This is a genomic window from Clostridium sp. JNZ J1-5, assembly GCF_053901425.1.
The window spans coordinates 225,316-249,586 of sequence record NZ_CM132773.1; the positions used below are offsets into that span (position 1 = coordinate 225,316).

At 28.3% G+C, this 24,271-nt stretch carries 22 protein-coding genes; 8 read left to right on the plus strand and 14 right to left on the minus strand.

From position 1 onward, the window contains the following. Positions 1 to 128 precede the first annotated feature (128 nt). Entirely contained in the window at positions 129 to 962 is an 834-nt protein-coding gene (locus ACWW38_RS01175; protein WP_456259004.1) for a methyl-accepting chemotaxis protein, read from the plus strand. A gap of 84 nt (positions 963 to 1,046) precedes the next feature. On the opposite strand, the gene ACWW38_RS01180 is transcribed toward ACWW38_RS01175, so the two are convergent. Next, positions 1,047 to 3,302, minus strand: a complete 2,256-nt coding sequence (locus tag ACWW38_RS01180; RefSeq protein ID WP_456259005.1) for a DNA topoisomerase — start codon at positions 3,300 to 3,302, stop codon at positions 1,047 to 1,049. A gap of 179 nt (positions 3,303 to 3,481) precedes the next feature. Between ACWW38_RS01180 and truA the strand changes: the two genes are divergently transcribed. After that, entirely contained in the window at positions 3,482 to 4,219 is a 738-nt protein-coding gene (gene truA / locus ACWW38_RS01185; RefSeq protein ID WP_456259006.1) for a tRNA pseudouridine(38-40) synthase TruA, read from the plus strand. Between the two features lie 35 nt (positions 4,220 to 4,254). Here the strand turns inward: truA and ACWW38_RS01190 are convergent, their stop codons facing one another. Both ACWW38_RS01190 and trhA read right to left on the minus strand, forming a co-directional pair. Next, positions 4,255 to 4,578 carry a thioredoxin family protein gene (locus ACWW38_RS01190; RefSeq protein WP_456259007.1) on the minus strand — a complete coding sequence of 108 codons (324 nt, stop codon included), beginning with the start codon at positions 4,576 to 4,578 and terminating at the stop codon, positions 4,255 to 4,257. A 140-nt stretch (positions 4,579 to 4,718) separates the two neighbouring features. Further along, on the minus strand, positions 4,719 to 5,369 hold the full coding sequence (trhA, locus tag ACWW38_RS01195; protein WP_456259008.1) for a PAQR family membrane homeostasis protein TrhA: 651 nt from the start codon (positions 5,367 to 5,369) through the stop codon (positions 4,719 to 4,721). Positions 5,370 to 5,769: 400 nt separating this feature from the next. On the opposite strand from trhA, the gene ACWW38_RS01200 reads away from it, so the two are divergent. Continuing rightward, on the plus strand, positions 5,770 to 6,366 hold the full coding sequence (locus tag ACWW38_RS01200) for a DUF1836 domain-containing protein (RefSeq protein ID WP_456259009.1): 597 nt from the start codon (positions 5,770 to 5,772) through the stop codon (positions 6,364 to 6,366). A 55-nt stretch (positions 6,367 to 6,421) separates the two neighbouring features. On the opposite strand, the gene feoB is transcribed toward ACWW38_RS01200, so the two are convergent. Beyond that, a complete protein-coding gene (gene feoB / locus ACWW38_RS01205) occupies positions 6,422 to 8,542 on the minus strand; it encodes a ferrous iron transport protein B (RefSeq protein ID WP_456259010.1) in 2,121 nt (706 codons plus the stop codon). Positions 8,543 to 8,573: 31 nt separating this feature from the next. Further along, on the minus strand, positions 8,574 to 8,819 hold the full coding sequence (locus tag ACWW38_RS01210) for a FeoA family protein (RefSeq protein ID WP_456259011.1): 246 nt from the start codon (positions 8,817 to 8,819) through the stop codon (positions 8,574 to 8,576). A 172-nt stretch (positions 8,820 to 8,991) separates the two neighbouring features. On the opposite strand from ACWW38_RS01210, the gene mntR reads away from it, so the two are divergent. Further along, positions 8,992 to 9,459, plus strand: a complete 468-nt coding sequence (gene mntR, locus ACWW38_RS01215) for a transcriptional regulator MntR (protein ID WP_456259012.1) — start codon at positions 8,992 to 8,994, stop codon at positions 9,457 to 9,459. A gap of 58 nt (positions 9,460 to 9,517) precedes the next feature. On the opposite strand, the gene ACWW38_RS01220 is transcribed toward mntR, so the two are convergent. The 3 genes from ACWW38_RS01220 to ACWW38_RS01230 all read right to left on the minus strand — a co-directional run bounded on the left by ACWW38_RS01220 (position 9,518) and on the right by ACWW38_RS01230 (position 12,836). Beyond that, positions 9,518 to 9,943 (minus strand): flavodoxin, encoded by a 426-nt coding sequence (locus tag ACWW38_RS01220; protein ID WP_456259013.1) that lies wholly within the window; start codon positions 9,941 to 9,943, stop codon positions 9,518 to 9,520. 168 nt (positions 9,944 to 10,111) lie between these two features. After that, positions 10,112 to 11,632, minus strand: a complete 1,521-nt coding sequence (locus tag ACWW38_RS01225) for an MBL fold metallo-hydrolase RNA specificity domain-containing protein (protein WP_456259014.1) — start codon at positions 11,630 to 11,632, stop codon at positions 10,112 to 10,114. 130 nt (positions 11,633 to 11,762) lie between these two features. Further along, the gene (locus ACWW38_RS01230; protein WP_456259015.1) at positions 11,763 to 12,836 is read right to left on the minus strand and encodes an undecaprenyldiphospho-muramoylpentapeptide beta-N-acetylglucosaminyltransferase; all 1,074 of its coding nucleotides are present in this window, start codon (positions 12,834 to 12,836) and stop codon (positions 11,763 to 11,765) included. A gap of 269 nt (positions 12,837 to 13,105) precedes the next feature. Between ACWW38_RS01230 and ACWW38_RS01235 the strand changes: the two genes are divergently transcribed. Next, positions 13,106 to 13,297 carry an alpha/beta-type small acid-soluble spore protein gene (locus ACWW38_RS01235; protein ID WP_456259016.1) on the plus strand — a complete coding sequence of 64 codons (192 nt, stop codon included), beginning with the start codon at positions 13,106 to 13,108 and terminating at the stop codon, positions 13,295 to 13,297. A gap of 190 nt (positions 13,298 to 13,487) precedes the next feature. After that, a complete protein-coding gene (locus ACWW38_RS01240; protein ID WP_456259017.1) occupies positions 13,488 to 13,670 on the plus strand; it encodes an alpha/beta-type small acid-soluble spore protein in 183 nt (60 codons plus the stop codon). 53 nt (positions 13,671 to 13,723) lie between these two features. Here the strand turns inward: ACWW38_RS01240 and ACWW38_RS01245 are convergent, their stop codons facing one another. After that, positions 13,724 to 15,685 carry an ATP-binding protein gene (locus ACWW38_RS01245; protein ID WP_456259018.1) on the minus strand — a complete coding sequence of 654 codons (1,962 nt, stop codon included), beginning with the start codon at positions 15,683 to 15,685 and terminating at the stop codon, positions 13,724 to 13,726. Positions 15,686 to 15,899: 214 nt separating this feature from the next. Beyond that, positions 15,900 to 17,666, minus strand: a complete 1,767-nt coding sequence (recJ, locus tag ACWW38_RS01250) for a single-stranded-DNA-specific exonuclease RecJ (RefSeq protein ID WP_456259019.1) — start codon at positions 17,664 to 17,666, stop codon at positions 15,900 to 15,902. A gap of 77 nt (positions 17,667 to 17,743) precedes the next feature. Between recJ and ACWW38_RS01255 the strand changes: the two genes are divergently transcribed. Continuing rightward, positions 17,744 to 18,562, plus strand: coding sequence for a TIM barrel protein (locus ACWW38_RS01255; RefSeq protein WP_456259020.1), 819 nt, complete (start codon positions 17,744 to 17,746; stop codon positions 18,560 to 18,562). 485 nt (positions 18,563 to 19,047) lie between these two features. Then, the gene (locus ACWW38_RS01260; protein WP_456259021.1) at positions 19,048 to 19,629 is read left to right on the plus strand and encodes a flavin reductase family protein; all 582 of its coding nucleotides are present in this window, start codon (positions 19,048 to 19,050) and stop codon (positions 19,627 to 19,629) included. A gap of 81 nt (positions 19,630 to 19,710) precedes the next feature. Here ACWW38_RS01260 and ACWW38_RS01265 read toward each other — a convergent pair whose 3' ends face one another. The 4 genes from ACWW38_RS01265 to ACWW38_RS01280 form a co-directional block, all read right to left on the minus strand. Next, complete coding sequence (locus tag ACWW38_RS01265; protein ID WP_456259022.1) at positions 19,711 to 19,923, minus strand: heavy-metal-associated domain-containing protein; 213 nt, start codon at positions 19,921 to 19,923, stop codon at positions 19,711 to 19,713. A 106-nt stretch (positions 19,924 to 20,029) separates the two neighbouring features. Continuing rightward, on the minus strand, positions 20,030 to 22,477 hold the full coding sequence (locus ACWW38_RS01270) for a heavy metal translocating P-type ATPase (RefSeq protein ID WP_456259023.1): 2,448 nt from the start codon (positions 22,475 to 22,477) through the stop codon (positions 20,030 to 20,032). Positions 22,478 to 22,493: 16 nt separating this feature from the next. Beyond that, complete coding sequence (locus ACWW38_RS01275; RefSeq protein WP_456259024.1) at positions 22,494 to 22,757, minus strand: metal-sensing transcriptional repressor; 264 nt, start codon at positions 22,755 to 22,757, stop codon at positions 22,494 to 22,496. A gap of 191 nt (positions 22,758 to 22,948) precedes the next feature. Next, entirely contained in the window at positions 22,949 to 24,172 is a 1,224-nt protein-coding gene (locus tag ACWW38_RS01280) for a M16 family metallopeptidase (RefSeq protein WP_456259025.1), read from the minus strand. Positions 24,173 to 24,271: the final 99 nt, after the last annotated feature.

Here is a 24,271-nt window from a genome sequence, read left to right on the forward strand (position 1 = left end):
AAAAAAGAAGATGATTATAAATTTTCAAATTAATAAATTCATAATCAAGTAAAAGTAATTATTTAAAATCGCATAATTACATTATATAATCTTATTAAGGCATATTTTATACGGAAGGGTGTTATACAATGATTACAGATATTTCTCAAAACGAAATTATGACTTCATTTGATAACGTTATACAATATTTAAAGTATTTCATTGAAGATGATGCTGCAATCTCAATTGCTAATACTGAAGTATTTTTAAAATTTTACGATGGACAAGATGTTAAACTAAATAAAAAAGATGGGGATCCTCTTCCTGTTGGCAGTATAGCTCATATGGCAGTAACTAAAGGAGAAGTTATTTCCAGTCTTATCCCAGAAGAAGTTTTTGGAGTTCCTACAAAAGCTATAGGTATACCAATAAAAGAAAACGGAAAAGTTGTTGGTGCAATTTCAATTGCTAAGAGTCTAAAGAAACAAACTACTGTTTCAGATTTATCGAAAACACTGCATAATTCTCTATCTCAAATAAGTTCAGCCATTAATGAATTCTCTACTAATATCCAAAACATGGCTCAATTCAACTCAATGATCCAAGAAAACGTAGAGAAAACAAAAAAGGAAGCAGAAAATACTGATGGAATATTGCAATTTGTAGCTAATATAGCTAGACAAACTAATTTATTAGGTTTAAATGCAGCAATAGAATCCTCAAAAGCCGGAGAACTAGGAAAAGGTTTTGGTGTAGTAGCAAAAGAAATTAGAAAGCTCTCCAATTCTAGTAACGAATCAATAAATCAGATTAATAGTATATTAAAAAATATACAAAGCTCTGTAACTGATATATCAGATAAAATTAATAAATCAAACGAAGTTTTCGAACAACAGACAGGAACTATTGAAGAAATAACTAGCTCTATTGAAAGCCTATATTCTACGGCCGAAGTTCTAAAAGAAATATCATCAAAATTATAATAAAAATACATAATAAAAATACATACATCATTTTTTATTTTGTTAATGCTGTATGTATTTTTATTATGTGTTGTGAAAGTTAAGTCAATCAAAGCTTAGCTGTATCTTATTTTCCTTTAGTACTAATCTTGCTTGAAATACATTTCCTTTTTTTGACTTAAACCCTTTAATTATATCTGTTTTTCCAAACTTTAATAGAGTCCTTATTTGGCTGACAGAAACTTTAACTCCACATATATCACCTATAAAAAACTTACATCCACTTTTCCAATTGTCACATCCGTACCCTTTAGCATTTTTAACTATTCTTCCATTTTTACATATAGGACATATTCCTAAAACTTCATCTAATTTTTCTCTATCTATGTCTATATCTGTCTCTTCTTTAATTTTAGGTATTAAGAAATCAGCATTAATAATACCATTATTATTGATTACATTTTGAACATTTCTTATAACATAATCTTCAAGCTTATTCATAAATGTATTAGATGATATATCTTTTTTTACCACTAAGCTAAGTCCTTTTTCCCAACTAGCTGTTAAAACTGGATTTAATAGGCTTGGGATAGAATTTTTTATAACGTTATAAATAACTTCACCTTTAATAGTTGGAGTTATTATCTGAGTCCCTTTATTTATTTTTATGTATTTTATTTTTTCTAATTTTTTTAGTATTTCAGCCCTAGTGGCACTGGTTCCGATTCCTGAACCCTTAATCTGTTCCCTTAATTCGTCATCTTCAATTAACTTACCTGCATTTTCCATAGCTATAATAATAGAACCAGAAGTATATCTTTTAGGCGGCGTTGTCTTACCTTCTTTTATATCAAATTTTTCTACTGAAACTTTAGTACCTTTAGTTAATTTATTTAAAAAAGAGTCATCTTTGTTTTTATTTTCACTAATTTCTCCTTTTATAATATCTAGATATCCATTTTCTACACATACTTTGCTTGTAGTAAAAAATCTCTCATCACCTACTTTGGTGATTACAACTATCTTATTAAATTTTGCTGGAGGGAAGAAAATTGCTAGAAATCTTCTAACTATCAAATGAAACATATCTCTTTCTATTTCCTTTAGCTTTTTATAATTATCTAGTCCCTCTCCAGTAGGTATAATGGCATAGTGATCTGTAATTTTACTGTCATCTACATATTTAGTTTTTTCTAAATTATTGTAAAGTTTTTCTTCATATACTTTGCTTGCAATTTCTTGAACTTCTAGATCACCTTTAAAGTAAATTAATTTTTTAATATTCTTCTGTATTTCTTTTGCTATGGCTTTAGAAAGCACTCTTGCATCTGTTCTTGGGTAAGTTAACATCTTTTTTTCATATAGATTTTGTACTATACTCAAAGTTTCATCAGGACTAATTTTGAATCTTTTAGAACACTCATTTTGAAGTTCAGCTAAATTAAAAAGAAGAGGAGCATATTTTACTTCTTTCTGTTTACTTATCTTTTCAATTATTGGGCAGATTAAATTACTCTGTTCACTTAGCTCATTTATTAATTGTCTAGCATCTGATTCCTTTTTAAATCCATTATCACTATATAACGCATTTGATTCAAAATACTTAGATCCTTCAACAGCTTTCCATTCCCCTTCATAAGATAGAGAATCGTTAACTTTAAAACTAGAGATGATTTTATAAAATGATGTCTTATTAAAATTTCTTATTTCTAGTTCTCTATCTACAACCATTCCTAAAACACATGACATAACTCTTCCAACAGCAATAACCACTTTGTCTTCACTAATTATATTAGATACAGTTTTACCATATATAAGTGTAAGAAGTCTTGAAAAGTTAATACCTAAAAGATAATCTTCCTTGGCTCTTAAATAAGCAGAATCAGCAATAGAATCATATTCTGAAAGAGGTTTAGCCTCTTTAATGCCTCTTTTTATTTCATCTTCAGTTTGTGAATCAATCCAAACTCTTTTTTTTACTTTATCTTTAACTCCAACCATCATATCAACTAATCTATAGATATACTCTCCCTCTCGTCCTGAGTCTGTACAAACATATATAGTTTCAACATCTGATCTTAATAATAAACTTTTTACTATTTCAAACTGGCTACTAACGGCAGCTATTATTTCATATTTATATTCTTCTGGTAGAAACGGAATTGTTTTCAATGACCACATTTTGAATTTTTCATCGTAAACTTCTGGATAGCTCATTGTTATCATATGTCCAACACACCAAGTAAATATTGAATTGTTAGATTCAATAAATCCACCTTTTTTATTTCCATTTATCTTTAAAATTTTTATAAACTCCATTGCCACTGAAGGCTTTTCAGTTATAAATAACGATTTTTTCATCTAATTCCTCACCATCTTATATTCTTATGTAATGTGAATTTTTTATTATAAGTACTAGATACTAATTATAAAAGACTAATCATATGTAATCAAGTGAAAAGGTAAATTTGCTTATTTAATTAAAATACATTAAAATATACATGAAATATGGAATGATGTACTATATGAGGAGATAATTTATGAGAAATATAAAGCTTAACATGCAATATGATGGCACAAGATATAAGGGTTGGCAGAGGCTAGGTAATGAAGAAAATACTATACAATCTAAAATTGAAAGAGTATTAAGTGAGTTAACTGGTGAAGAAATAAATCTAATTGCATCTGGGAGAACAGATGCTGGAGTCCATGCCTACAATCAAGTTGCAAACTTTAAAACAAATTCAAAAATATCTAATTCTATGCTTATAGATTATTGTTATAAATATTTGCCATTAGATATAATTATTAAAAACGCTCAGGACGTAAATGAAAATTTTCATTCAAGGTATAATATAAAAAGGAAAATATATACCTACAAAATCTATAATGATAATTTACATGATGTTTTTAAACGAAAATTTTATTACCACATAGAAAATAAGCTAAATGTAGAAAACATGAAAAAAGCATCCTCTGTTTTTATAGGAGAGCATGACTTTCAAAGTTTTACTGCACTAAAATCAAAGAAAAAATCAACTGTTAGAGAAATTTACTCTATTAGTATACAGCAGCAAAATAATGATATAGAAATTGAATTTGTAGGAAATGGTTTTTTACACAAAATGGTTAGAATTTTAACTGGTTCTTTAGTAGAAGTAGGTTTGGGAAGAATGACTCAAGAAGAAATTTATAATATTATGCTAAAAAAAGATCGATCTCTTGCTCCACCTACTGCTCCAGCTCATGGACTATTTTTGAAAGACGTAGTTTATTAAAATAAAAAGCATGTTATATAACATGCTTTTTACAGCTAAACTAATAAGTTGTAATATCTATCTATAGCTTGTTTTACTTCTTCAATGCTTATAAACCTTCCTCTTCTAAATATTTCTTTGCCATGTACATAAAAAATCACTACCGGTACAGTAAAAATAGACAATTGGCCTGCAATTTCAGGTAATTTATCTATTTCAATTCTCTTACATTGAACTTTAGGATAACACTCTAACATCTCTTCAATTTTAGGTAATAATGCATGGCAAACACTGCAGTTGTTAGATGAAATATACAGCAATGATAATTTAGCACTATTTACAAATTGAATTATACTTTCCTTTGAATTTAATATTTCCATAATTACACCTTCTATATATATTTAATACTATGATAGGATAATAAATCAGATACATTTAAACAATCATATTATATACCATTTCATGAAAAAAAGACAATGGCCTCATTGTCTCTCTTAAGAATATATAATTCATTTCATGATTAAAGCACGTACTTAAATACCATAAGATAGTGACAAAAACTACCTGCTAAAACAAATAAGTGGAATATTTCATGGAACCCAAAAACTTTAGATTTTATTTTAGGCCACTTTGTAGCATATATAACAGCTCCAATTGTATAAAATAATCCCCCAGTAATTAGCCATATAACCCCATTAATGTTAATTGCTTTCGAAAGAGGTGAAATTATAAATACAGCTATCCATCCCATTAATACATAAAATAAAGTGGATAACCATCTAGGGGAATTGAACCAAATCATTTTAAATAGTATCCCTAATAGCGCAAAACTCCAAATACTTATAAACATTATCCATCTCAATTTGCCATGTAAAGCTATTAGGCAAACTGGAGTATATGTTCCAGCAATTAAAACATATATCATTGAATGGTCTAATCTTCTCAATAACTTTATAACCTTGTCAGAGGACTTAACTAAATGATATACAGTACTTGCTGTATATAAAAGTATTAAGCTTAATCCAAACATTATTACAGCTGTTAATGCTAAAGGTGTTGAACCTGGAATAGTTTTCTCATATTTTATTAGTACTATCATTCCAATTAATGATATTATTGCTCCTAGCATATGGGTTAATCCACTTACTGGCTCTCTAAATTTACTCATCATAATCATCACTCCAATATTTAATATTTTCTATAAAAAAGCTCCTGCATTTTTTCCCTATGGAATCTCAGTCCCTCTTATGTAATCTATTTTTCTCTAAACACATTTAGAAAAACAAAAATCTTCTTTTGCATTACGTAGTTTTCAATACTACGTGGTGTTATATACTTATGTTACCACAAAGTTATTGAAATTATAAACTCTATAAAAAGTAATTTTACCTAATATATTGATAAATTTGATAAATATATTGCTAAAGATCTATATTACTTGATTTCTCTAGTGAAATATCATTATTTCATATTTATATTTAACAACATGGTTTAAAATACTATCTCTTGAACTATCATTATATATGTGTTACTATCTTTTTAACGCAATTACATGATTGGGAGTGTTATTAATGGAGTTTAATGAAAAAAAAATTGCTTCACTTATAGAAGAACTTTTTTTATATGATGATATAGAACTTTTAGATATACCTGATTTAGATTTATATATGGATCAAATCATAACTCTCTTTGATGATAAATTAACTCATTTAAAAAGAAATGATGATGAAAAAGTTATAACAAAAACTATGATAAACAATTACGCTAAGGCTAAAATATTAATGCCTCCTATCAAAAAAAAATATACTAAAAATCATATAATATTACTTATACTTATATATAATTTAAAGCAAGGTCTATCAATAAATGATATAAAACTACTTTTTACAGATTTAATACATAATCTAAATAATGAAAATGATATTGAATTAGATAAAATTTATGAATCATTTCTACATATAAAAAAATCTCAAGCAGATGAAGTCTGTAATGAACTAGCAACAAAAATAAAATTAATAAAAGATAATACTAGCGATTTATCCCCTAATAATCTAGAACTTTCTCAGATGATTATAGCTGTATTATCTCTAATAAATGAATCTAATATAAGAAAACGATTAGCTGAGAAGATGATAGATGAATTTTTTTCAGATAATCAATTTAAATAATTAAAAGCGGTGAAAATCACCGCTTTTAATTATTTAGTATTTACTATAATTTTATTTAACTAATTCGAAGCATTCTAAATATAGTTGTAGTTATAAAGCAGATTATAACTGCTATTCCCGTTGGAATTAATATAGATAGTGCAGTCCATTTAGCACTTCCCGTTTCCTTTCTTATTGTCCATATAGTGGTAGCACAAGGCCAATGTAAAAGACTAAATAACATAACATTTAGTGCAGTAAGATATGTCCACCCATTATCCAAAAGTATTTTTTTCAAAGATTCTATACTTTGAAAATCTATCATAGAACCTTGTGAAAGATATGACATTATAAGTATAGGTAGAACAATTTCATTGGCTGGTAGCCCAAGTATAAAAGCCATAAGAATAACTCCATCTAATCCTATAATTTTAGCTAATGGGTCCAAGAATGCAGCTATATGGGCTATTATACTCATATCTCCTATATATACATTGGCTAATATCCAAGTTATAGCGCCTGCAGGTGCAGCCACTAATACAGCCCTTCCAAGTACAAATATAGTTCTATCAATAACAGAAGTATATAAAACTCTGCCTATTTGAGGTTTTCTATATGGTGGAAGCTCAAGGGTAAAGCTTGAAGGTACTCCTTTTAATAATGTTTTAGAAAGAACATAAGAAACCACCAAAGTAACTATAACTCCTATTATTACCATTCCGGTTATAGCAAGTGCAGGTAATACCTCTGAAAAGTTACTTTTAGAGCTTGTAACTAAAAAAACTGAAGATATAGCTAGTAAGGTAGGAAACCTTCCATTACATGGCATAAAATTATTTGTAATTATAGCAATTAATCTTTCTCTTGGAGATTCTATTATTCTACACCCTATAACTCCTGCTGCATTACATCCCAATCCCATACACATAGTAAGACATTGCTTTCCATGGGCACAAGCTTTCTTAAATAAATGATCTAGATTAAAAGCAACCCTTGGCAAATATCCTAAATCCTCTAGTAATGTGAATAACGGAAAGAAGATAGCCATAGGTGGAAGCATAACTGATATAACCCAAGCCAAGGTTCTATATAGCCCAAGTACAAGTACTCCATGAAGCCATGTAGGAGCACTAATATAAAAAAACCATTCAGTAAGCTTTTCCTCAAAATCAAACAGTACATTAGCAATAAGTTCTGAAGGATAATTTGCACCTATAAGAGTTATCCAAAATACTAATGCCAATATAGACAACATAATTGGAATACCAAATACTTTGGAGGTTATATATTTATCTATTTTCCTATCTCTGTTTATCTTATTTTTATCTATAGTTATATATTTATCTCTTATTCTTTCTGCATTTTTATAAATTTCCTCTGTTATATATTCTCTAATTTTTTCTCTATTATAGTCTTTACATACTTCCTTTATCTTCTCCAGTATTATATTAATATTTTCTTCTTCTAAATCTTTAAATATTGAATTTAACATAGCTTGGTTCCCATCAATGAGCCTTAAAGAAAGCCATCTAGAATTTATTCCTGATATAATGTTTTCTACTATAGGCTGTATATTTTTTACCATGCTTTCTATATCATCACTATAGATGGTTATTTTAGGTTTTAAATTTATGCCTTTAGAAGCTACATTGTATACTGCATCTTTTAGTTCAGAAATTCCTATACCATTTCTTGCTGATGTTAACACTACTGGTATTCCCAATTCTTCTTCTATACCTGTCCTATCAATTATTATATTTTTTTTCTTTGCTTCATCTATTAGATTTATACATAAAATTACATTATCAGTTAGTTCCATTACCTGATATACTAAATTCATATTTCTTTCAAGACAAGTAGCATCTGTAACTATTATTGCAGCATCTGGTTGTCCAAAGCAAATAAAGTCTCTTGCTACTTCTTCTTCAGCAGATGTGGCAAATAGAGAATATGTTCCTGGTAAATCCACCAAGATATATTCTCTATTTTTATAGTTAAATTCTCCTCTAGCATTTGCAACAGTTTTTCCCGGCCAATTACCAGTGTGCTGATGAAGCCCTGTTAAGGAATTAAACACTGTACTTTTCCCTGTGTTAGGATTTCCAGCTAAGGCAATAACATATTGCCCTTCATTTTTTTCAATCTTATATATATCCACTAAAGAACTTTTTTGTGTTGATTTATAAGTAAGTCCCATTTTCCTCCTCCTAAACTACATGCTGAAAACCTTATGCTGTTCTAACATTTATCAAAGATGCTTCTTCTCTTCTTAGAGCAATCATAGCTCCTCTTATATTATATATTGTAGGATCTCCTGATGGTCCCTTTTGAACAACTTCTATTAATGCACCTTTTGTAAGTCCTAAAGCTAGCATTCTTTCTTTTGAAAGTCCACTGGAGAATAGTTCTTCTACTTTAACCCAATTTCCTACAGCTGTATCACTTAATTTTTTTATGTTATCTAAATACTTCATAAAAATCTCTCCCTAATTTTTTTATTTTCACAGTGCTAATATTTTTAGCCCAGTCTAACTTTTCCTATAATATAAACTATGAAAAATCTATTTAATTGTTACACTACATTAATAATTCTACATTTAGAAACATATACTTTAACAAATTCTTTAATTTAAAGTAGGTGATATTATGGCTGAGGAAGATTTCTTTACTTTTCGAGAATATATGAAAAATGAAGAAAATTCTTTGACACCATCCATGGAAGATTACTTAGAAATGATTTATAGGTTATCCACTGAATCGGGTTTCACTAGAATAAATGATTTAGCTTCCTCCCTAAACGTACAGCCTCCCTCTGCAACAAAAATGGTTCAAAAGTTATCAAAACTTCAACTTATAAATTATGAAAAGTATGGTGTTATTATTTTAAAGGAAAAAGGGATCAAGATAGGTATGGCTCTTTTAACTCGCCACAACATAATAGAAAACTTTTTAAAATTGATTGGTGTCTCTAAAGGTATACTTGAGGAAACTGAAAAAATAGAACATACTATTGACCGAGAAACTTTAAGTTGCATAAATGATTTATTAAACTTTTTTAAGGATAATCCTAATGTAATTAATGATTTTAGAAATTATCAAAAAATAAAAACATAAAAAATAAAGTAGTATAATTAGTTATACTACTTTATTTTTTATATTCAATATTAATTATTTACTCTGCTAACTTAGCGCCTAGCTTCTTTGCTTCATTGAGTTGTTCTTCTGATGGAGATTCTTTAACAGCTAGTTTTCCAATTATGTTAAATCCATAATCATCCATAATCTTAGCCCAATCTTCTAAGAATTTTCCTTCATCCCAACCATATGATCCAAATAAAACTAAATTTTTGTTATGAGCTGGTAATAATTTTAACTCTTTTACGAAAGGAGCCATGTATTCTTGCTCTATTCTATTATTATCTAGAGATGGACTTCCTAATGCTACTGCATCAGCATCAATTATATCTTGAACTTTTGCATCTTGAACTAATTTTATATCTACTTCAGCTCCAGCCTCTTTAGCTCCTTGTGCTATTTTCTGAGCTAAATTTTCAACATTACCATAATTGCTCCAATAAACAACTGCTATTTTTTTCATAATATCCTCTCCCTTATCCATAATTAATAACTATTATTGTTTAATAATTTTTGTTCTAATATAATTATACCACATTAGCTAAATATTTCAATAAAAAATTTCATTTTTTCTTAATTGTCAGATAATTAATGCTTATATTAAGATAATCAAAATTTATCTATTTTTTATCTATTGATTATCTATAGCATTTTCTATCTCTTTAAGAAGATTTTCTTTATTCATATTTTCAATATTATCTATTGAATTTAGTAATTTAATAATTCTATATTTTACATTTTCATCATTTAATTTTAAATTTTCATTTATATAATATGTCTCCCCTATGTCCATTATTTTAGCTTTATATCCTCCCGCATATAGGAGTTCTTTAAAATCTTCTTGAGCTTTTGAATCACCATGAACTAGAAGAATTTCTTTTGGTTTTCTTTCAAATTTACTTACCCAATCATAAAGTCCTTTTTTATCAGCGTGTCCAGATAAGCCTTCTAAACTATATATTTTAGCATTTACTGCTATTGTCTCTCCAAATAGTTTAACCTTTTTATTTCCATCTAAGATAGCTCTTCCTAATGTACCTTCCGCTTGATATCCAGCAAATACAATTGAACATTCTTTTCTCCAAAGATTATGTTTTAAATGATGTTTAATTCTCCCAGCTTCACACATTCCGCTGGCAGAAATAATTATTGAGCTTTGTTGAAATTTATTGATTTTTATAGAATCCTCAGGAGAATTGGTATAGATGACTCCCTTAAAATTTAATGGATCAAATCCATTCTCAGTTAGTTTTTTCATTTCTTCATCATAATACTCACTAGATTTTTCATATATCCTAGTTGCATTAGCTGCAAGAGGACTATCTACAAATATTGTAATATCATTTAGACTATCATTTTCTACGTATTTACTAAGTGCATAAAGTACTTCTTGAGTTCTTCCAACTGAAAAAGAAGGTATTACTACATTTCCACCTCTTTTAAAAGTATCAATTATAATATTTACTAACTCTTTAAAAGTCCAGTCTATTTCACCATGTAGTCTATCTCCATAAGTAGTTTCCATAATAACATAATCTGCAAAGTCTATATAAGTTGGATCATTAATAATTGGCTTATTAGTATTACCTAAATCTCCTGTATAAACTATTTTTACTTCTTCTTGATAATCTTCCACAACATAAATTTCAACTATGGATGAACCTAATAAATGCCCAGCATCTCTAAATCTAACTCTAAATCCGTTAAAAACTTCAATAAACTCATCATAATTATATTCTCTAAAAAGGTATAATGAAAGTTCTGCTATTTTAGCAGTATATAGTGGTTCAATTGCGTCAAGCCCCTGTCTTACTCTCTTTCTATTTTTCCATTCCACTTCATTTTCTTGAATATACCCGCTATCTGGAAGCATTATATTGCACAACTCCTTAGTAGCCTTTGTACATATGACTTCACCTTTAAATCCATTCTTATAAAGTAAAGGTATTCTTCCACTGTGGTCTATGTGGGCATGTGATAAAATAACATAGTCAATTTCCTTAGGGTTAAAAGGGAAGTCATCATTTCCTTTTTCTTTTTCATCCTTACCTTGAAATAGTCCACAGTCCAAAAGTATGTTTTTATTGTTAACTTTTAAAATATGGCAAGACCCTGTAACACATTTTGCTGCTCCGTAAAATTCTATTTTCATACTTTTGCTCCTTTCTATTATTACCGTTATTTAAATTGATTATATATATAATATTTATCGAAAATTTCTGAAATATATACATAGAAAAAATACTTAAGAATAATTTATTCTTAAGTATTTTTTCTATGTACTAATGTTTTGTATACTCTGTAATTAATTTAACTATATTCTCTACTCCACTGTTTGATTTACTAGAATTCATATTCACAATAAACTGGTTCCTATTGCTATATAAATAATCCAACTTTTCCATAAGGATATTAGTATCTAGTTCCTCTTCTTGAATTACTACGCTATATCCACTGTTTTCAAATGATTTAGCATTTAATATTTGATCTCCCCTACTAGCCTTTGCAGACAATGGTATAAGTAAGCTAGGCTTCTTTAATGCTAATAATTCAAAAATAACATTAGCTCCTGCTCTTGAAATAAATATATCTGCAGCCGCCATTAAATGCGGTAATTCTTCTTTCACATACTCAAATTGTTTATATCCTATCTTATTAGACAAGCTCTTATCTAAATTGTCCTTCCCGCAAATATGAATTATGTTATATTTTTTTAACAGTAAACCCAATATATCTCTAACTGTATTGTTAATAATCTTTGATCCTAAACTTCCTCCAATTATCATAAGTACAGGCTTCTTTTCTTCAAAACCACATATTTGATACCCTTTTATCTTACTTCCTTCAAAGAGCTCATCTCTTATTGGAGTGCCCGTAAGTATCCCCTTGTCTCCCTTTATATACTTTAAAGATTCAGGAAAAGTTACACACACCTTGGTGCAAAAGGGTGTTCCAACTTTATTAGCAAGTCCCGGTGTAATGTCCGATTCATGAGCAATTACTGGAACCCTATTTAAATATGCTCCTATTACTACTGGTACAGAAACGAATCCTCCCTTAGAAAAAACTATATTAGGCTTTTCCTTTTTTATTATACTTGCAGCTTCAAAAATGCCCTTTATAACCTTAAAAGGGTCAGAAAAATTTTTAATATCGAAATATCTTCTTAGTTTTCCACTAGAAATAATATGATACTTTATATTTTCTCCATTAATTATCTTTCTCTCTATACCATCTTGTGTTCCTATATATTCAATTTCATATCCTAATTCTTTTAATTTAGGAATAATCGCTAAATTAGGAGTCACGTGACCAGCAGACCCGCCTCCAGTCATAATAATCTTTAACTTTTCCAAATAATCATCTCCCAACTACTAATAACAAGTAAGTAATATATTATGCTATTCATTATTTTACTCCATACTAATTTTCTACGATTCATTATATATTGTCAATTATAATTATATAAAATTTTATATAAAAAATTACATTTAATGTCCAATTTTCTAATAGAAGTACAAACTTCAACTTGTACCTATAACATACTAATATAATAATCGAAAAAAAGGATAAGATACTAATGTAACACAAATAAACCACATATAAAAATAGGAGGTTGATTATAATGGCAAGAAACAATAAAGCTTTAGTTCCAGAAGCAAGAGAAGGATTAAACAGATTTAAAATGGAAGCTGCAAATGAAGTTGGAGTAAACTTAAAACAAGGCTATAATGGAGACTTAACTGCAAGACAGGCTGGATCAATCGGCGGACAAATGGTTAAGAAAATGGTAGAACAATACGAAAGAGGACTATAATAGTTTGCTAATAAAAAACTAAAGTTATGCGGATAGGTGGATTTATTTCACCTATCCTTTTTGTACTTTTTTAATATATTTTAATTTTAAAATTTATTAATTTTTATTCCACTCTTACCTTTAAATCTATATTATATTTATTATTAAAATGTGCAAGCTATTAATGAACAACAAAATGGAGGTGAAAGGGATGGCACGTAAATTAGTACCAGAAGCTAGAGAAGGCTTAAATAGATTTAAGATGGAGGTAGCTAATGAGTTGGGTATTCCTTTAACTGACTATAATGGAGACCTATCAACTAGAGAATGTGGTTCTATTGGTGGAGAAATGGTTAAAAGAATGGTAGAACATTATGAAAGAAATTTTCTATAGTATATAGATAATATAATAAAATAGAGAGTATAGAAATATTCTATACTCTCTTCCTAATTTAATTCTGAAAATTCAATTATAACATTATTGCTATTTGAATCTAATTCATTTAGGTTATTTATATTATGATTTTTAATAATTTCATTATTAAATCTTATACTAAATTCAGTTCCTTCTCCAATTTTGCTTAGAACTTTTATTTCTCCATTCATTAAATCTACTAATTTTTTAACAAGTGCAAGACCAAGTCCTGTTCCTGAAGAATTACGTGAGAATATATTATTAACTTGTACAAATCTATCAAATATTTTTTCTAACTTATCTTCTGGTATTCCTATACCCTCATCTTTAACCTTAATCTCAAAAAAATCTTTTTCAAATACAGTGCTTACTAATATTCTTTTGTTTGCAGGAGTAAACTTAATAGCATTTGAAAGCAAATTCAATACTATTTTTTCATACTTATCTCTATCTAACATAACTGAAGCTTCTTCTTCTGAGGTATCAAAAATCAGTTCAATTCCCCTGCTCTTAGCATATAAATTCACTGAACTTACTAAACTCTCAGTAAGATAAACTATATCAAAACATGAATAATTTGCTTGTAAAAACCCTGCTTCTGCTTTTGATATATCTAATATATTATTGATTAATTTTAAAAGTATTCTGCAATTTTGATCTATCTTGGATAAAATTTTATTTAAATTATCTGTAATTTCATTTTTGTATATATCATTAGCTAATTGTAATGAAGCGTGAATTATGGTTAAAGGAGTTCTTAATTCATGAGAAATAACATTAAAAAATTCATCTTTCATCCGACTAATTTCTTCTAACTCATTGTTTCTTCTGATTTCATCTGTTATATCCAATGCATGAATAAAGACCTTACTTACTTTATCATTAGAATCTAATTGAGATGAAAATTTAACTTTAAAATGCCTTTGATTTCCGTCCACATTTTTTACGCTGAGAGGTGCGTATATGTACTCTTTAATTTTTTCTTCTTCTAAATTTTTTAATATATCAATTTCACTAGGCAATAAATTTTTTTCAAGGTTATTATTCTTATTATATTTTATTAAATCCACAATACTTTTATATTTTTCATTTATAAGTTTATAATTTAAGCTTGGATAATCTAATACTGCAATAGGCACATCTATTGTGTCTACAACGTCATTAATAAATTTTGTTTGTTCTCTCAATTTAAATTCATGTTCTTTTACTTCTGTTATATCTTTTATAGTTATAACAGTATTAAATAGCATATTATCTTTATTTTTAATTGGATTACAATTTAATTCTATGTACTTAAAATTACTATCACTGCTTTTTAATCTTACAACAAGTCCATTAATTGGTTTTTGCTCATATAAGTAATTACTTAATAGCTGTTCTATTTCTTTTTCACCGTAGTTATGCCCATCTATGCATACTCCACCCTCTCTAAAAACTGCTTTATAGTTTGAAAGTTGTTTTATACTAAGTCCTGTTATGTTTAGTGCAGCTTTGTTACAAAAGTCTAATTCTCCAAATTTATTTAAAACTATAAGTCCTTCTGATATATTATTTACTACATCCTTTAAATAGGATAAATATGTTTTTTCTTTTGTTCTTAATTCTTGAATAATGTCGCACTTAGTTTTCATTTCCGACCAAATAGATAAAAACCTTTCTCCGTCACTTTTTATTTTCATCTCTTTTTTTATATATTCAGTTACTTCATACATAAAAATTTCTAACTTATCATCCTTACATTTAATCATTAAATCAAAGTATCTATTATCTAATATATTTACCTTTTTTAATTTTTTATTGCATTTGCTTTTAGAACATGTATTTAAAATATTTCTTATAGGTTCAAATATATTAATATCATTTATTGAAGTACCAAGTATTTTATTGCTTAGATTAAATATCTTAATAAACTTATTGTTGATATAATCTACATTTAGCTTATAACTATTTAAAATTATTATGCTAAAAGGCAGTTCATTGTATAGATCATACATATCATTTACCCCTCTGTTTCCAATATATATTTCTTATTTATTATTCTATACAAATATTGTTTTTCCTTCTTTTTCCATAATTTAGTTTATTTTTATAATCATTTTACAGTATTGTATATTATCTGCAATATTCCACATGATACAAATTTTAGTTATACTAATTGCGTAAAAATAAAAAATCTTCGTATAGATTAACTACACGAAGATTTATATACTAGTTAGAAAGTCTAAAGTCTTTTATTCTTAGTTGTCTATTTTTATATCCGTTGTAGTCATTTACAATAGGATAAAATATTAAATCTAATTTTAATCCTGATGGATAATTCATTACTTTCTCATAATCGTTTTTGTACTTATTTTTTAACATTTCTTTAAACTCTTCAACTTTATTAAAAGCTATAGCATCTATTTTTTCACTTTTATTAATAACACAACTTAACTTTAATGTGTTTTGATTTTTACCAAGTACTTTAATATCAGAAATCACTACTCCCTTTTCTGCAAATATAGGAGTAGAATTACCTTTTCCAAATGGCTCTAATTCCTCTAATTCATTAATTAAAATGTCATTAACTGCAGTTAGGGGGATTCTTTTATCTATTTTTATTTTAGGAATAATATCATAGTCTGAAAGTGTACAATTTTCATTCAACCTTTTACGAAATTTTTCTATATTTTCTTCCTTAATAGATAATCCTGCAGCCATAGGATGCCCTCCAAATTTCTCTAATAAGTCTTCGCATTTTATTAGTTCTTCAAAAATATTATACTCTTCTATTGATCTTCCTGAACCTTTTGGCATTTCTTTTCCTTTTGTAAGTATTATTGCTGGCACATTAAATTTTTCTCTTATTTTTCCTGCCACTATTCCTGCTATACTTTCATGAACATCTTCTTTATATACAACCAGAACCTTATCATTCTTCAAATCTGAATTCTCTATAATTCCTGTTATTTTTTCTACATTTTCCATAGTCATATCTTGTCTTATTTTATTTAATTGAAATAATGTATTCGCTAATTCCATAGCTCTTTCAGAATCGTCAGTAGTAAGCAGTTCTACTGATAATGCCGCTGTATCTAATCTGCCAGTGGCATTTATGCACGGTCCTATCATAAAACCAATATTATATGATTTTACTTCCTTATTATTTATTCCAAGAACACTCATAAGAGCTTTTAATCCAACATTTTTAGTATTACTTATTAGCTTTAATGAATTTTTAGCTATAATTCTGTTCTCATCTACTAAATCAACTACATCACATATGGTACCTATTCCTGCTATTTCAATAAATTCATATATATCACTATCTGCCATTCCAAGCTTCATATATAGGGCTTGTATAAACTTAAAGGCTATTCCAGCTCCACAGAGCATTTTAAAAGGATATGTACAATCTTTTCTTTTAGGGTTTATTACTGCATCTGCTTGAGAAATAAGATATTTTCTCTCACCACCTTCATCCATAAATGGCAGTTCATGATGATCTGTAATAACTACCTTCATGCCTAACTCTTTTGCTAATCTAACTTCTTCTATGGCACTTATTCCATTATCGCATGTCAATATAACTTCTGTTCCCTGGGATTTTAGTGCTTTTATTCTATCCTTGCTCATTCCATAACCTTCAGCTTCTCTATCAGGAATGTAATATTTAACATTTGCTTCTAAATTACATAGTCCTTTATATAAAATTGTAGTGCTGGTTACCCCATCTGCATCATAGTCTCCATATACTACAATACTTTTACCCTCATCAATGGCATCCAAAATTATATCAGTACCTTTATCCATATCCTTCATTAAAAAAGGATCATATAAGTCATCTAAAGAAGCATTCATAAACTTTTTTATCTCTTCAACAGTTTGAATATTTCTATTAGCTAAAATCTTTGCAGTAACCTTACTTATTTTTGCTTCTCTAGCTAGAGCTTCAATATCACATTTAGTAACTCTCAATCTCCATTCTCTTTCCATAATCATCACCTTCTTCTTTGCTATTATATCATAATCCCTAAAATTTTTGTGGTATAATCTTTAGTGGAGGTGATTACATGGATGCTTTATTATTTGGAATATCTGGCTTGCCAATTGGTGATGGTACAAAAAAATTCACCTATAAAACAGGCATTGAATACTTAAATGAATTAGGTTTAGATGCAATGGAGCTTCCTTTTGTTAGATCTGTAAATATAACCGATAAAAATAAAGAACAAGTTTTAGATTCAAAACTTAAAAATAAATTTTATCTATCTGCCCATGGTTCATACTTTATTAATTTAAATGCAGATGAAGATGAAAAAATTGAAAAATCTATAGAGAGGATTATAAGTGGCGCTGAAGCTTTAAAAAAGGTTCAAGGAAAAAGTCTTGTTTTTCATCCTGGTTTTTATCTTAAAGACTCTAAAGAGGAAACTTTTGCTACAATAAAAGATAACTTATTAAAACTTCCGGATTTAAATGTAGATTACAGGCTTGAAACAACAGGAAAAGGTACTCAATTTGGATCTTTAGAAGAAATTGTGCAATTGTCTAAAGAAATTTCTTTATGCAAACCATGTATAGATTTTTCTCATTTACATGCTCGTGATAATGGCTCATTAAGAACCTATGATGACTTTGCAAAAATATTAAATTATATAGGAAATGAGCTTGGAAGTGAAGCTTTAAATGACATTCACGTTCATATGTCAGGCATTAATTATGGTTTAAAGGGTGAAAAAAATCACTTACCCTTTGAAGAAAGCGATTTTAATTATAAGGCATGTATTCAAGCTTTCCAAAAATTTAATGTTAAGGGATGCGTTGTTTGTGAAAGTCCTTTATTAGAAAAAGATGCATTATTACTTAAAAACTATTATGAATCACTATAATAATTTTTTAAATTTTCATATAGTTATTTTTCTTTATCTATAATAAAAAGTGGACATTTTACCTTGTCCACTTTTTATTATAGAATTATTATGTACACAAAATACAAGTTTTTACTTTTTAGTATTTAAATCCTCAACATCTAAATTTTCTTGGATCATTATCTTTATATCCTGAAGTTCTCTTAAAATTTTTTCTAATATTTCTAACTCCTTTTTTTCCACTTATTACTCCCCCTATCCCTTTATGTTTGGTTAATTTATGTAGCTTAATTATATTATCAAAATATGTTTTTTAACATAGTGTAGTAGAGGTAATAAAGTAAAAATTATGAATAATTCCACAACAAGTTCCTATTGTGTATAATATAAATCTATTTGCTATTACATAGATAAAACTGTTATAATTATTGTGCTTTTAAAACTATATCTAAATTATGTTTAATTTTATTTAAATAATTATACTTAATATATAGGAGAGATAAATTATGGGCAAAAAAACTTTTAAAGGAAGCGCTATGTTAAACCCTGTTCCTGCTGTACTCATAACTTCTAAAAATGAGGAAGGCCTAGTTAACATATTTACTGTTGGTTGGATAGGAACTGCTTGTACAAAGCCCCCTATGATAACTATCGCTATAAGACCAGAACGCCTTTCTTACAATTATATAAAAGCTACAAAAGAATTTGTAGTTAACCTTCCATCAAAAGAAATGGTAAAGATTGTAGACTTTTGTGGAGTTAGATCTGGAAAAACTTTAGATAAGATAAAGGAACTTAATTTAAGTCTATCTGAAAGTGAACTAGTTTCTGTTCCATACTTAGATGATTGCCCTATTTCATTAGAATGTAGAGTGAAAGATATTATTAATTTGGGCTCCCATGATTTATTTTTGGCAGAAGTTCTATCCGTTCATGTAGAAGAAGATTTAATAGATAAAAGCGGAAAAATTCATTATGAAAAGGCAAATCTTATCTGCTATTCTCACGGAGAATATTTTGGACTTTCTAAAAATTCATTAGGTAGCTTTGGATTTTCTGTGCGCAAAAAGAAGAAAAAAAGAAAGTAAAGTTTTTAAAGTAATAAAAATCAGCTATATTGTATAGCTGATTTTTATTATTTATTGTTTGGAAATCACACTTCTGAATTTCTATGCTTCTTCAATGCTAGTTACATCATAACCTGCATCTTCTACTTCTGCCTTCATTTTTTCATCATTTAAATTTTCACCTTCAACTAAAGCATATTTAGCATTTAGATTTACATCTACATTTTTAACCCCTTCAACTTCCATAAGAGCATTTTTTACATGCATAACACAGTGGTTACAAGACATTCCTTCAATATTTAATCTTTTTTTCATATTTTATTCCTCCTAAAAATATTAGTTTTTTAATTTATATATTTTTTTTAAAATATTCTAGCCTTGATATGATGCTAATGTTTAAGTTTTTCAAATATAAATGTTCTTAAATTTCTCTTTTAAAACCTCTAAGTCGTAATGCATTTGTTAGCACTGATACTGAACTTAAACTCATAGCACCAGCTGCTATCATAGGATTTAGTCTTGGTCCACCAAAGAGTATAAGTATTCCTGCAGCAACTGGTATTCCCAAAATATTATATCCAAATGCCCAGAAAAGATTTTGTTTTATATTCCTTATAGTGGCTTTACTTAATTGAACTGCAGTTACCACATCTAAAACATCACTCTTCATTAAAATTATATCTGCTGATTCAATTGCTACATCTGTTCCAGATCCTATTGCAATACCAACATCTGCTTGAACAAGGGCTGGTGCATCATTTATTCCATCTCCAACCATGGCAACAATCTGTCCAGTCTCTTGAAGCCTTTTTACATTTTCAGCTTTATCCTCTGGCATAACTTCTGCCAAAACTTTATCTATGCCAGCTTTTTTAGCTATAGCCTCTGCCGTTCTTTGATTGTCACCAGTAATCATAACAGTTTCTATTCCCATTTTATTTAACTTTTCAATAGCCTTTTTGCTATTTTCTTTTAGAACATCGGCAACTGCTATTAACCCACTAATCTTGTTTTCTATAGCTATATACATAGGAGTCTTTCCTTCTTCAGCTAATTTTATAGATTTATCTTCTAATTCTTGTAGTAATATATTTTTCTCTAACATCAATTTTTTATTTCCAATGAGTACTAATTTGTTATCAATATTTACCTCAATTCCCTTACCAGTTATAGCTTTAAAAGACTCTCCTTGTAAAATTTCTATTTCATTTCCTTCTGCATATTTTACAATTGCTTCTCCTAATGGATGTTCTGATCCTTTTTCTGCTGAAGCTGCAATTTGTAGAATATAGTTTTTATCAAATCCATTTAATGCGATTATATCTGTAACTTCAGGTTTGCCTTCAGTTATAGTTCCAGTTTTATCAAATACAATAGTATTTATTTTATGTGCAGTTTCCAGAGCTTCTCCACCTTTTATAAGCACTCCATTTTCTGCACCCTTACCTGAGCCAACCATTATAGCTGTAGGTGTAGCAAGTCCTAAAGCACAGGGGCAAGCTATTACAAGAACTGAAATAAAAATTGTAAGAGAAAAAATTGTTCCCCTTCCAGCAATATACCAGCTCAATCCTGATATTAAGGCTATGACTATTACAGTAGGTACAAAATATCCTGCTATTACATCTGCAAGTCTGGCTATAGGAGCTTTTGATCCTTGGGCTCCTTCAACTAATTTTATTATTTGAGAAAGAGCTGTATCTTTACCTATCTTTGTGGCTTTAAATTTTAAAAGTCCATTTTTATTGATAGTAGCCCCATATACTTGATCATCTGGATTCTTATCCACAGGAAGACTCTCTCCAGTAAGCATAGATTCATCAACTGAAGAACTTCCTTCTATAATAATTCCATCTACAGGTATTCTCTCACCAGGTTTAACTATTATTATATCTCCAACTTCAACCTCATCTATGGGTATTTCAATTTCATTTCCATTTTGTATTACTAATGCATTTTTAGGTGCAAGTCCCATAAGTTTTTTTATGGTTTCTGAAGTTTTTCCTTTTGTCTTAGCTTCTAAATATTTTCCAAGAAGTATTAGCGTAATTATTGTTGCCCCAGACTCAAAATACAAGTCCATTGTATATTCCATATTCCCCTTTGATATTTGATATATTGCAAATATACCATAAAGCACTGCTGCACTAGTTCCTATGGCAATTAAAGAATCCATATTAGGACTTCCTTTAAACAGTGTCTTAAATCCAACTTTATAAAATCTTCTTCCTGCAAATAATGAAGGAAGTACTAAAATAAATTGAGCTAATGCAAAGTTTAGAGGATGCATCATAGGATCAATAATCTCAGGCAAAGGCATACCTGCCATATGCCCCATAGATATAATTAAAAGCGGCACAGTAAAAATAGCTGATAATATAAAGTTTATCCATATGCTTTTGATTTCCTTCTCTTTTCTTTCTTTATCTAAATCAACTGAAACTTCTTCTTCAAGAGCTTTATATCCAGCTTTTTCTATAGCCTCCTTGATTAAGGAAAGTCTAACCTTAGATGGATCATATTCTATATAAAGTCTTTCAGATGCAAAATTCACTTCTGATTTTTCTACTCCATCAAGCTTTTTAGTTGCCCTTTCTACTGCTTTTGCACAAGATGAACATGTCATTCCGCCTATACCAATGTTGATTTTTTTTAATTCTCTATCTTCTTCTGCTGAATACCCTGCTTTTTCAATAGCTTTTATTATATTATCCTCCGATGCAATACCTTCATCATATTCTACATATAACTTTTCTGATGCAAAATTAACACTTGCTTTAGATACTCCTTCTGTCCTAATAGAAGCCCTCTCTACTGCTTTTGCACATGCTGAACATGTCATTCCTTCTATTTTAAAAGCTTTTTTCATTTTAAAGCCTCCTTCTTTATTTCATAAGTTTATCTAAAACAGCTATTATCTCATCAACCTTCTCTTCACCTTCATTATGCAGAAATGCATTTTTTACACAGTGATTTAGATGTTGTTTAAGTATCATAGAATTGGCTTTTTTAAGCAATGCTTGAGATGCAATTATTTGATTTGATATATCTATACAGTATCTGCCCTCTTCTATCATCCTCAATATTCCATCAATTTGGCCTTTAGCTGTTTTTAAATATTGCTCTGCTTTACGCTTATCTTCGTTCATCACCTCACCCCCTCCCCCACCCGGTGGGGTGGTGTGTTTGTAATTATAATATTCTATTTTTCACAAAAAATCAATAGTAATTTTAATTTATTTTTTCCCTAAAATAATAAGACTATGTTCTAATTAAATTTTATACCAATATATAAAATTTAATTAGAACATAGTCTATAATTACTTATTTAGCTGATATTCTATTCTTCAGGCTTCAAAACTTGAATACTAGGTTTTCTTAAAACTTTATTTATAACATTTAATATCTTACTTTCATTTATGTCTTTATAGTTTGAAAATTCATCAAAAATATCTCTAGTTGAATCAAACATAATCTTTTGTGTAGTTATTTTTTTACAAAGTTCAATTGATTTTTCCACACTTAACTCATTTTTCAGCTCAATTCCTTTTATTATATTTTTAATACTTTCTTCCTTAAAAACATCCTTTGCTGTAACTGCCCAATCTATGTTTCTATTAATTAATTCTATTGATTTATTTATATTTTCTGTTGAAGTGCCCATTCTTATTGTAAAAAGCTTTATTCCACTTTCATTTTTTATTACACTCCCTATATCGTAAGCTAATCCATTTTTAGTTCTTATATTATCATAGAGTATGCTGCTTGTACCTTCACCAAATTTAAAATTAAATATTTTTAACAATTTTATTTCATCATCACTTAAAAAATGTATTGGAAAACAGTATTGTATTTTTGCACCATTTAAATCTTGTTTTGTTTTATAAAAAATACCCTCATTGTTATCCTCATATAAATTATGCTTTTTAAAGCTATAGCTCCCTCTCCAACTACCAAAGCAATCTTCTATAACGCTTAATACTTTATCAAAACTCATAGATGAAACCACACTTATAACACAATTAGGTGGAGTATAATTAGTATTATAAAACCTCTCTATATCATTCAATGTTATTTTTTTTATGTTTTCACTGTTCCCAATAATCAATTCCTTTATTCTTCTTTTATTAAAAGAGTTAAATAGCAATTCGTCTTCGCATTCTTGATAGGGATCATCCTTCCACTCTTTGAGTTCTTCTAAAATAATATCTATTTCTTCTTTAAACCCCTGTTTTGGAAAAGTAGGGTTTAATATAATATCAGAATAAACTTCAAATCCACTTCTAAAATCTTCTGATAAAGTTGTCCCATAATATATAGCATAAGGATAATTAGTCATAGCATTGTGAAATCCAAATATTTCGTCACATATCTTATTTATTTCATATTCATTTCTAGTTTTAGTTCCTTTAAACAACATATGTTCAACTACATGTGCCAGCCCTAATTCATATTTATCTTCAACTAGTGCACCTGCATCAAATCCTATACAAAACGATGAGATATTTCCATCTCTTTTTACATAGCATACCTTTATTCCATTTTCTAATATATACTCAATCATATAAATTACCTCCATTTAGATTTTACTATATTTTATAAGCTAAAAAAATAGATAAGTTTTTTATTCATATTTTTTCTATTGTGCTATAATTGTTATATA

Bases quoted from the DNA above. Each gene is read 5' to 3' on its own strand.
- ACWW38_RS01175 (WP_456259004.1), top strand. From the start codon at position 129: ATGATTACAGATATTTCTCAAAACGAAATTATGACTTCATTTGATAAC.
- ACWW38_RS01255 (WP_456259020.1), top strand. From the start codon at position 17,744: ATGGATGCTTTATTATTTGGAATATCTGGCTTGCCAATTGGTGATGGT.
- recJ (WP_456259019.1), bottom strand. From the start codon at position 17,666: ATGGAAAGAGAATGGAGATTGAGAGTTACTAAATGTGATATTGAAGCT.
- ACWW38_RS01200 (WP_456259009.1), top strand. From the start codon at position 5,770: ATGGAGTTTAATGAAAAAAAAATTGCTTCACTTATAGAAGAACTTTTT.
- ACWW38_RS01245 (WP_456259018.1), bottom strand. From the start codon at position 15,685: ATGTATGATCTATACAATGAACTGCCTTTTAGCATAATAATTTTAAAT.
- ACWW38_RS01220 (WP_456259013.1), bottom strand. From the start codon at position 9,943: ATGAAAAAAATAGCAGTTGTTTATTGGAGCAATTATGGTAATGTTGAA.
- ACWW38_RS01275 (WP_456259024.1), bottom strand. From the start codon at position 22,757: ATGAACGAAGATAAGCGTAAAGCAGAGCAATATTTAAAAACAGCTAAA.
- ACWW38_RS01240 (WP_456259017.1), top strand. From the start codon at position 13,488: ATGGCACGTAAATTAGTACCAGAAGCTAGAGAAGGCTTAAATAGATTT.
- feoB (WP_456259010.1), bottom strand. From the start codon at position 8,542: ATGGGACTTACTTATAAATCAACACAAAAAAGTTCTTTAGTGGATATA.
- ACWW38_RS01265 (WP_456259022.1), bottom strand. From the start codon at position 19,923: ATGAAAAAAAGATTAAATATTGAAGGAATGTCTTGTAACCACTGTGTT.
- truA (WP_456259006.1), top strand. From the start codon at position 3,482: ATGAGAAATATAAAGCTTAACATGCAATATGATGGCACAAGATATAAG.
- ACWW38_RS01180 (WP_456259005.1), bottom strand. From the start codon at position 3,302: ATGAAAAAATCGTTATTTATAACTGAAAAGCCTTCAGTGGCAATGGAG.
- ACWW38_RS01260 (WP_456259021.1), top strand. From the start codon at position 19,048: ATGGGCAAAAAAACTTTTAAAGGAAGCGCTATGTTAAACCCTGTTCCT.
- ACWW38_RS01225 (WP_456259014.1), bottom strand. From the start codon at position 11,632: ATGAAAATAGAATTTTACGGAGCAGCAAAATGTGTTACAGGGTCTTGC.
- ACWW38_RS01190 (WP_456259007.1), bottom strand. From the start codon at position 4,578: ATGGAAATATTAAATTCAAAGGAAAGTATAATTCAATTTGTAAATAGT.
- mntR (WP_456259012.1), top strand. From the start codon at position 8,992: ATGGCTGAGGAAGATTTCTTTACTTTTCGAGAATATATGAAAAATGAA.
- trhA (WP_456259008.1), bottom strand. From the start codon at position 5,369: ATGATGAGTAAATTTAGAGAGCCAGTAAGTGGATTAACCCATATGCTA.
- ACWW38_RS01270 (WP_456259023.1), bottom strand. From the start codon at position 22,477: ATGAAAAAAGCTTTTAAAATAGAAGGAATGACATGTTCAGCATGTGCA.
- ACWW38_RS01280 (WP_456259025.1), bottom strand. From the start codon at position 24,172: ATGATTGAGTATATATTAGAAAATGGAATAAAGGTATGCTATGTAAAA.
- ACWW38_RS01210 (WP_456259011.1), bottom strand. From the start codon at position 8,819: ATGAAGTATTTAGATAACATAAAAAAATTAAGTGATACAGCTGTAGGA.
- ACWW38_RS01235 (WP_456259016.1), top strand. From the start codon at position 13,106: ATGGCAAGAAACAATAAAGCTTTAGTTCCAGAAGCAAGAGAAGGATTA.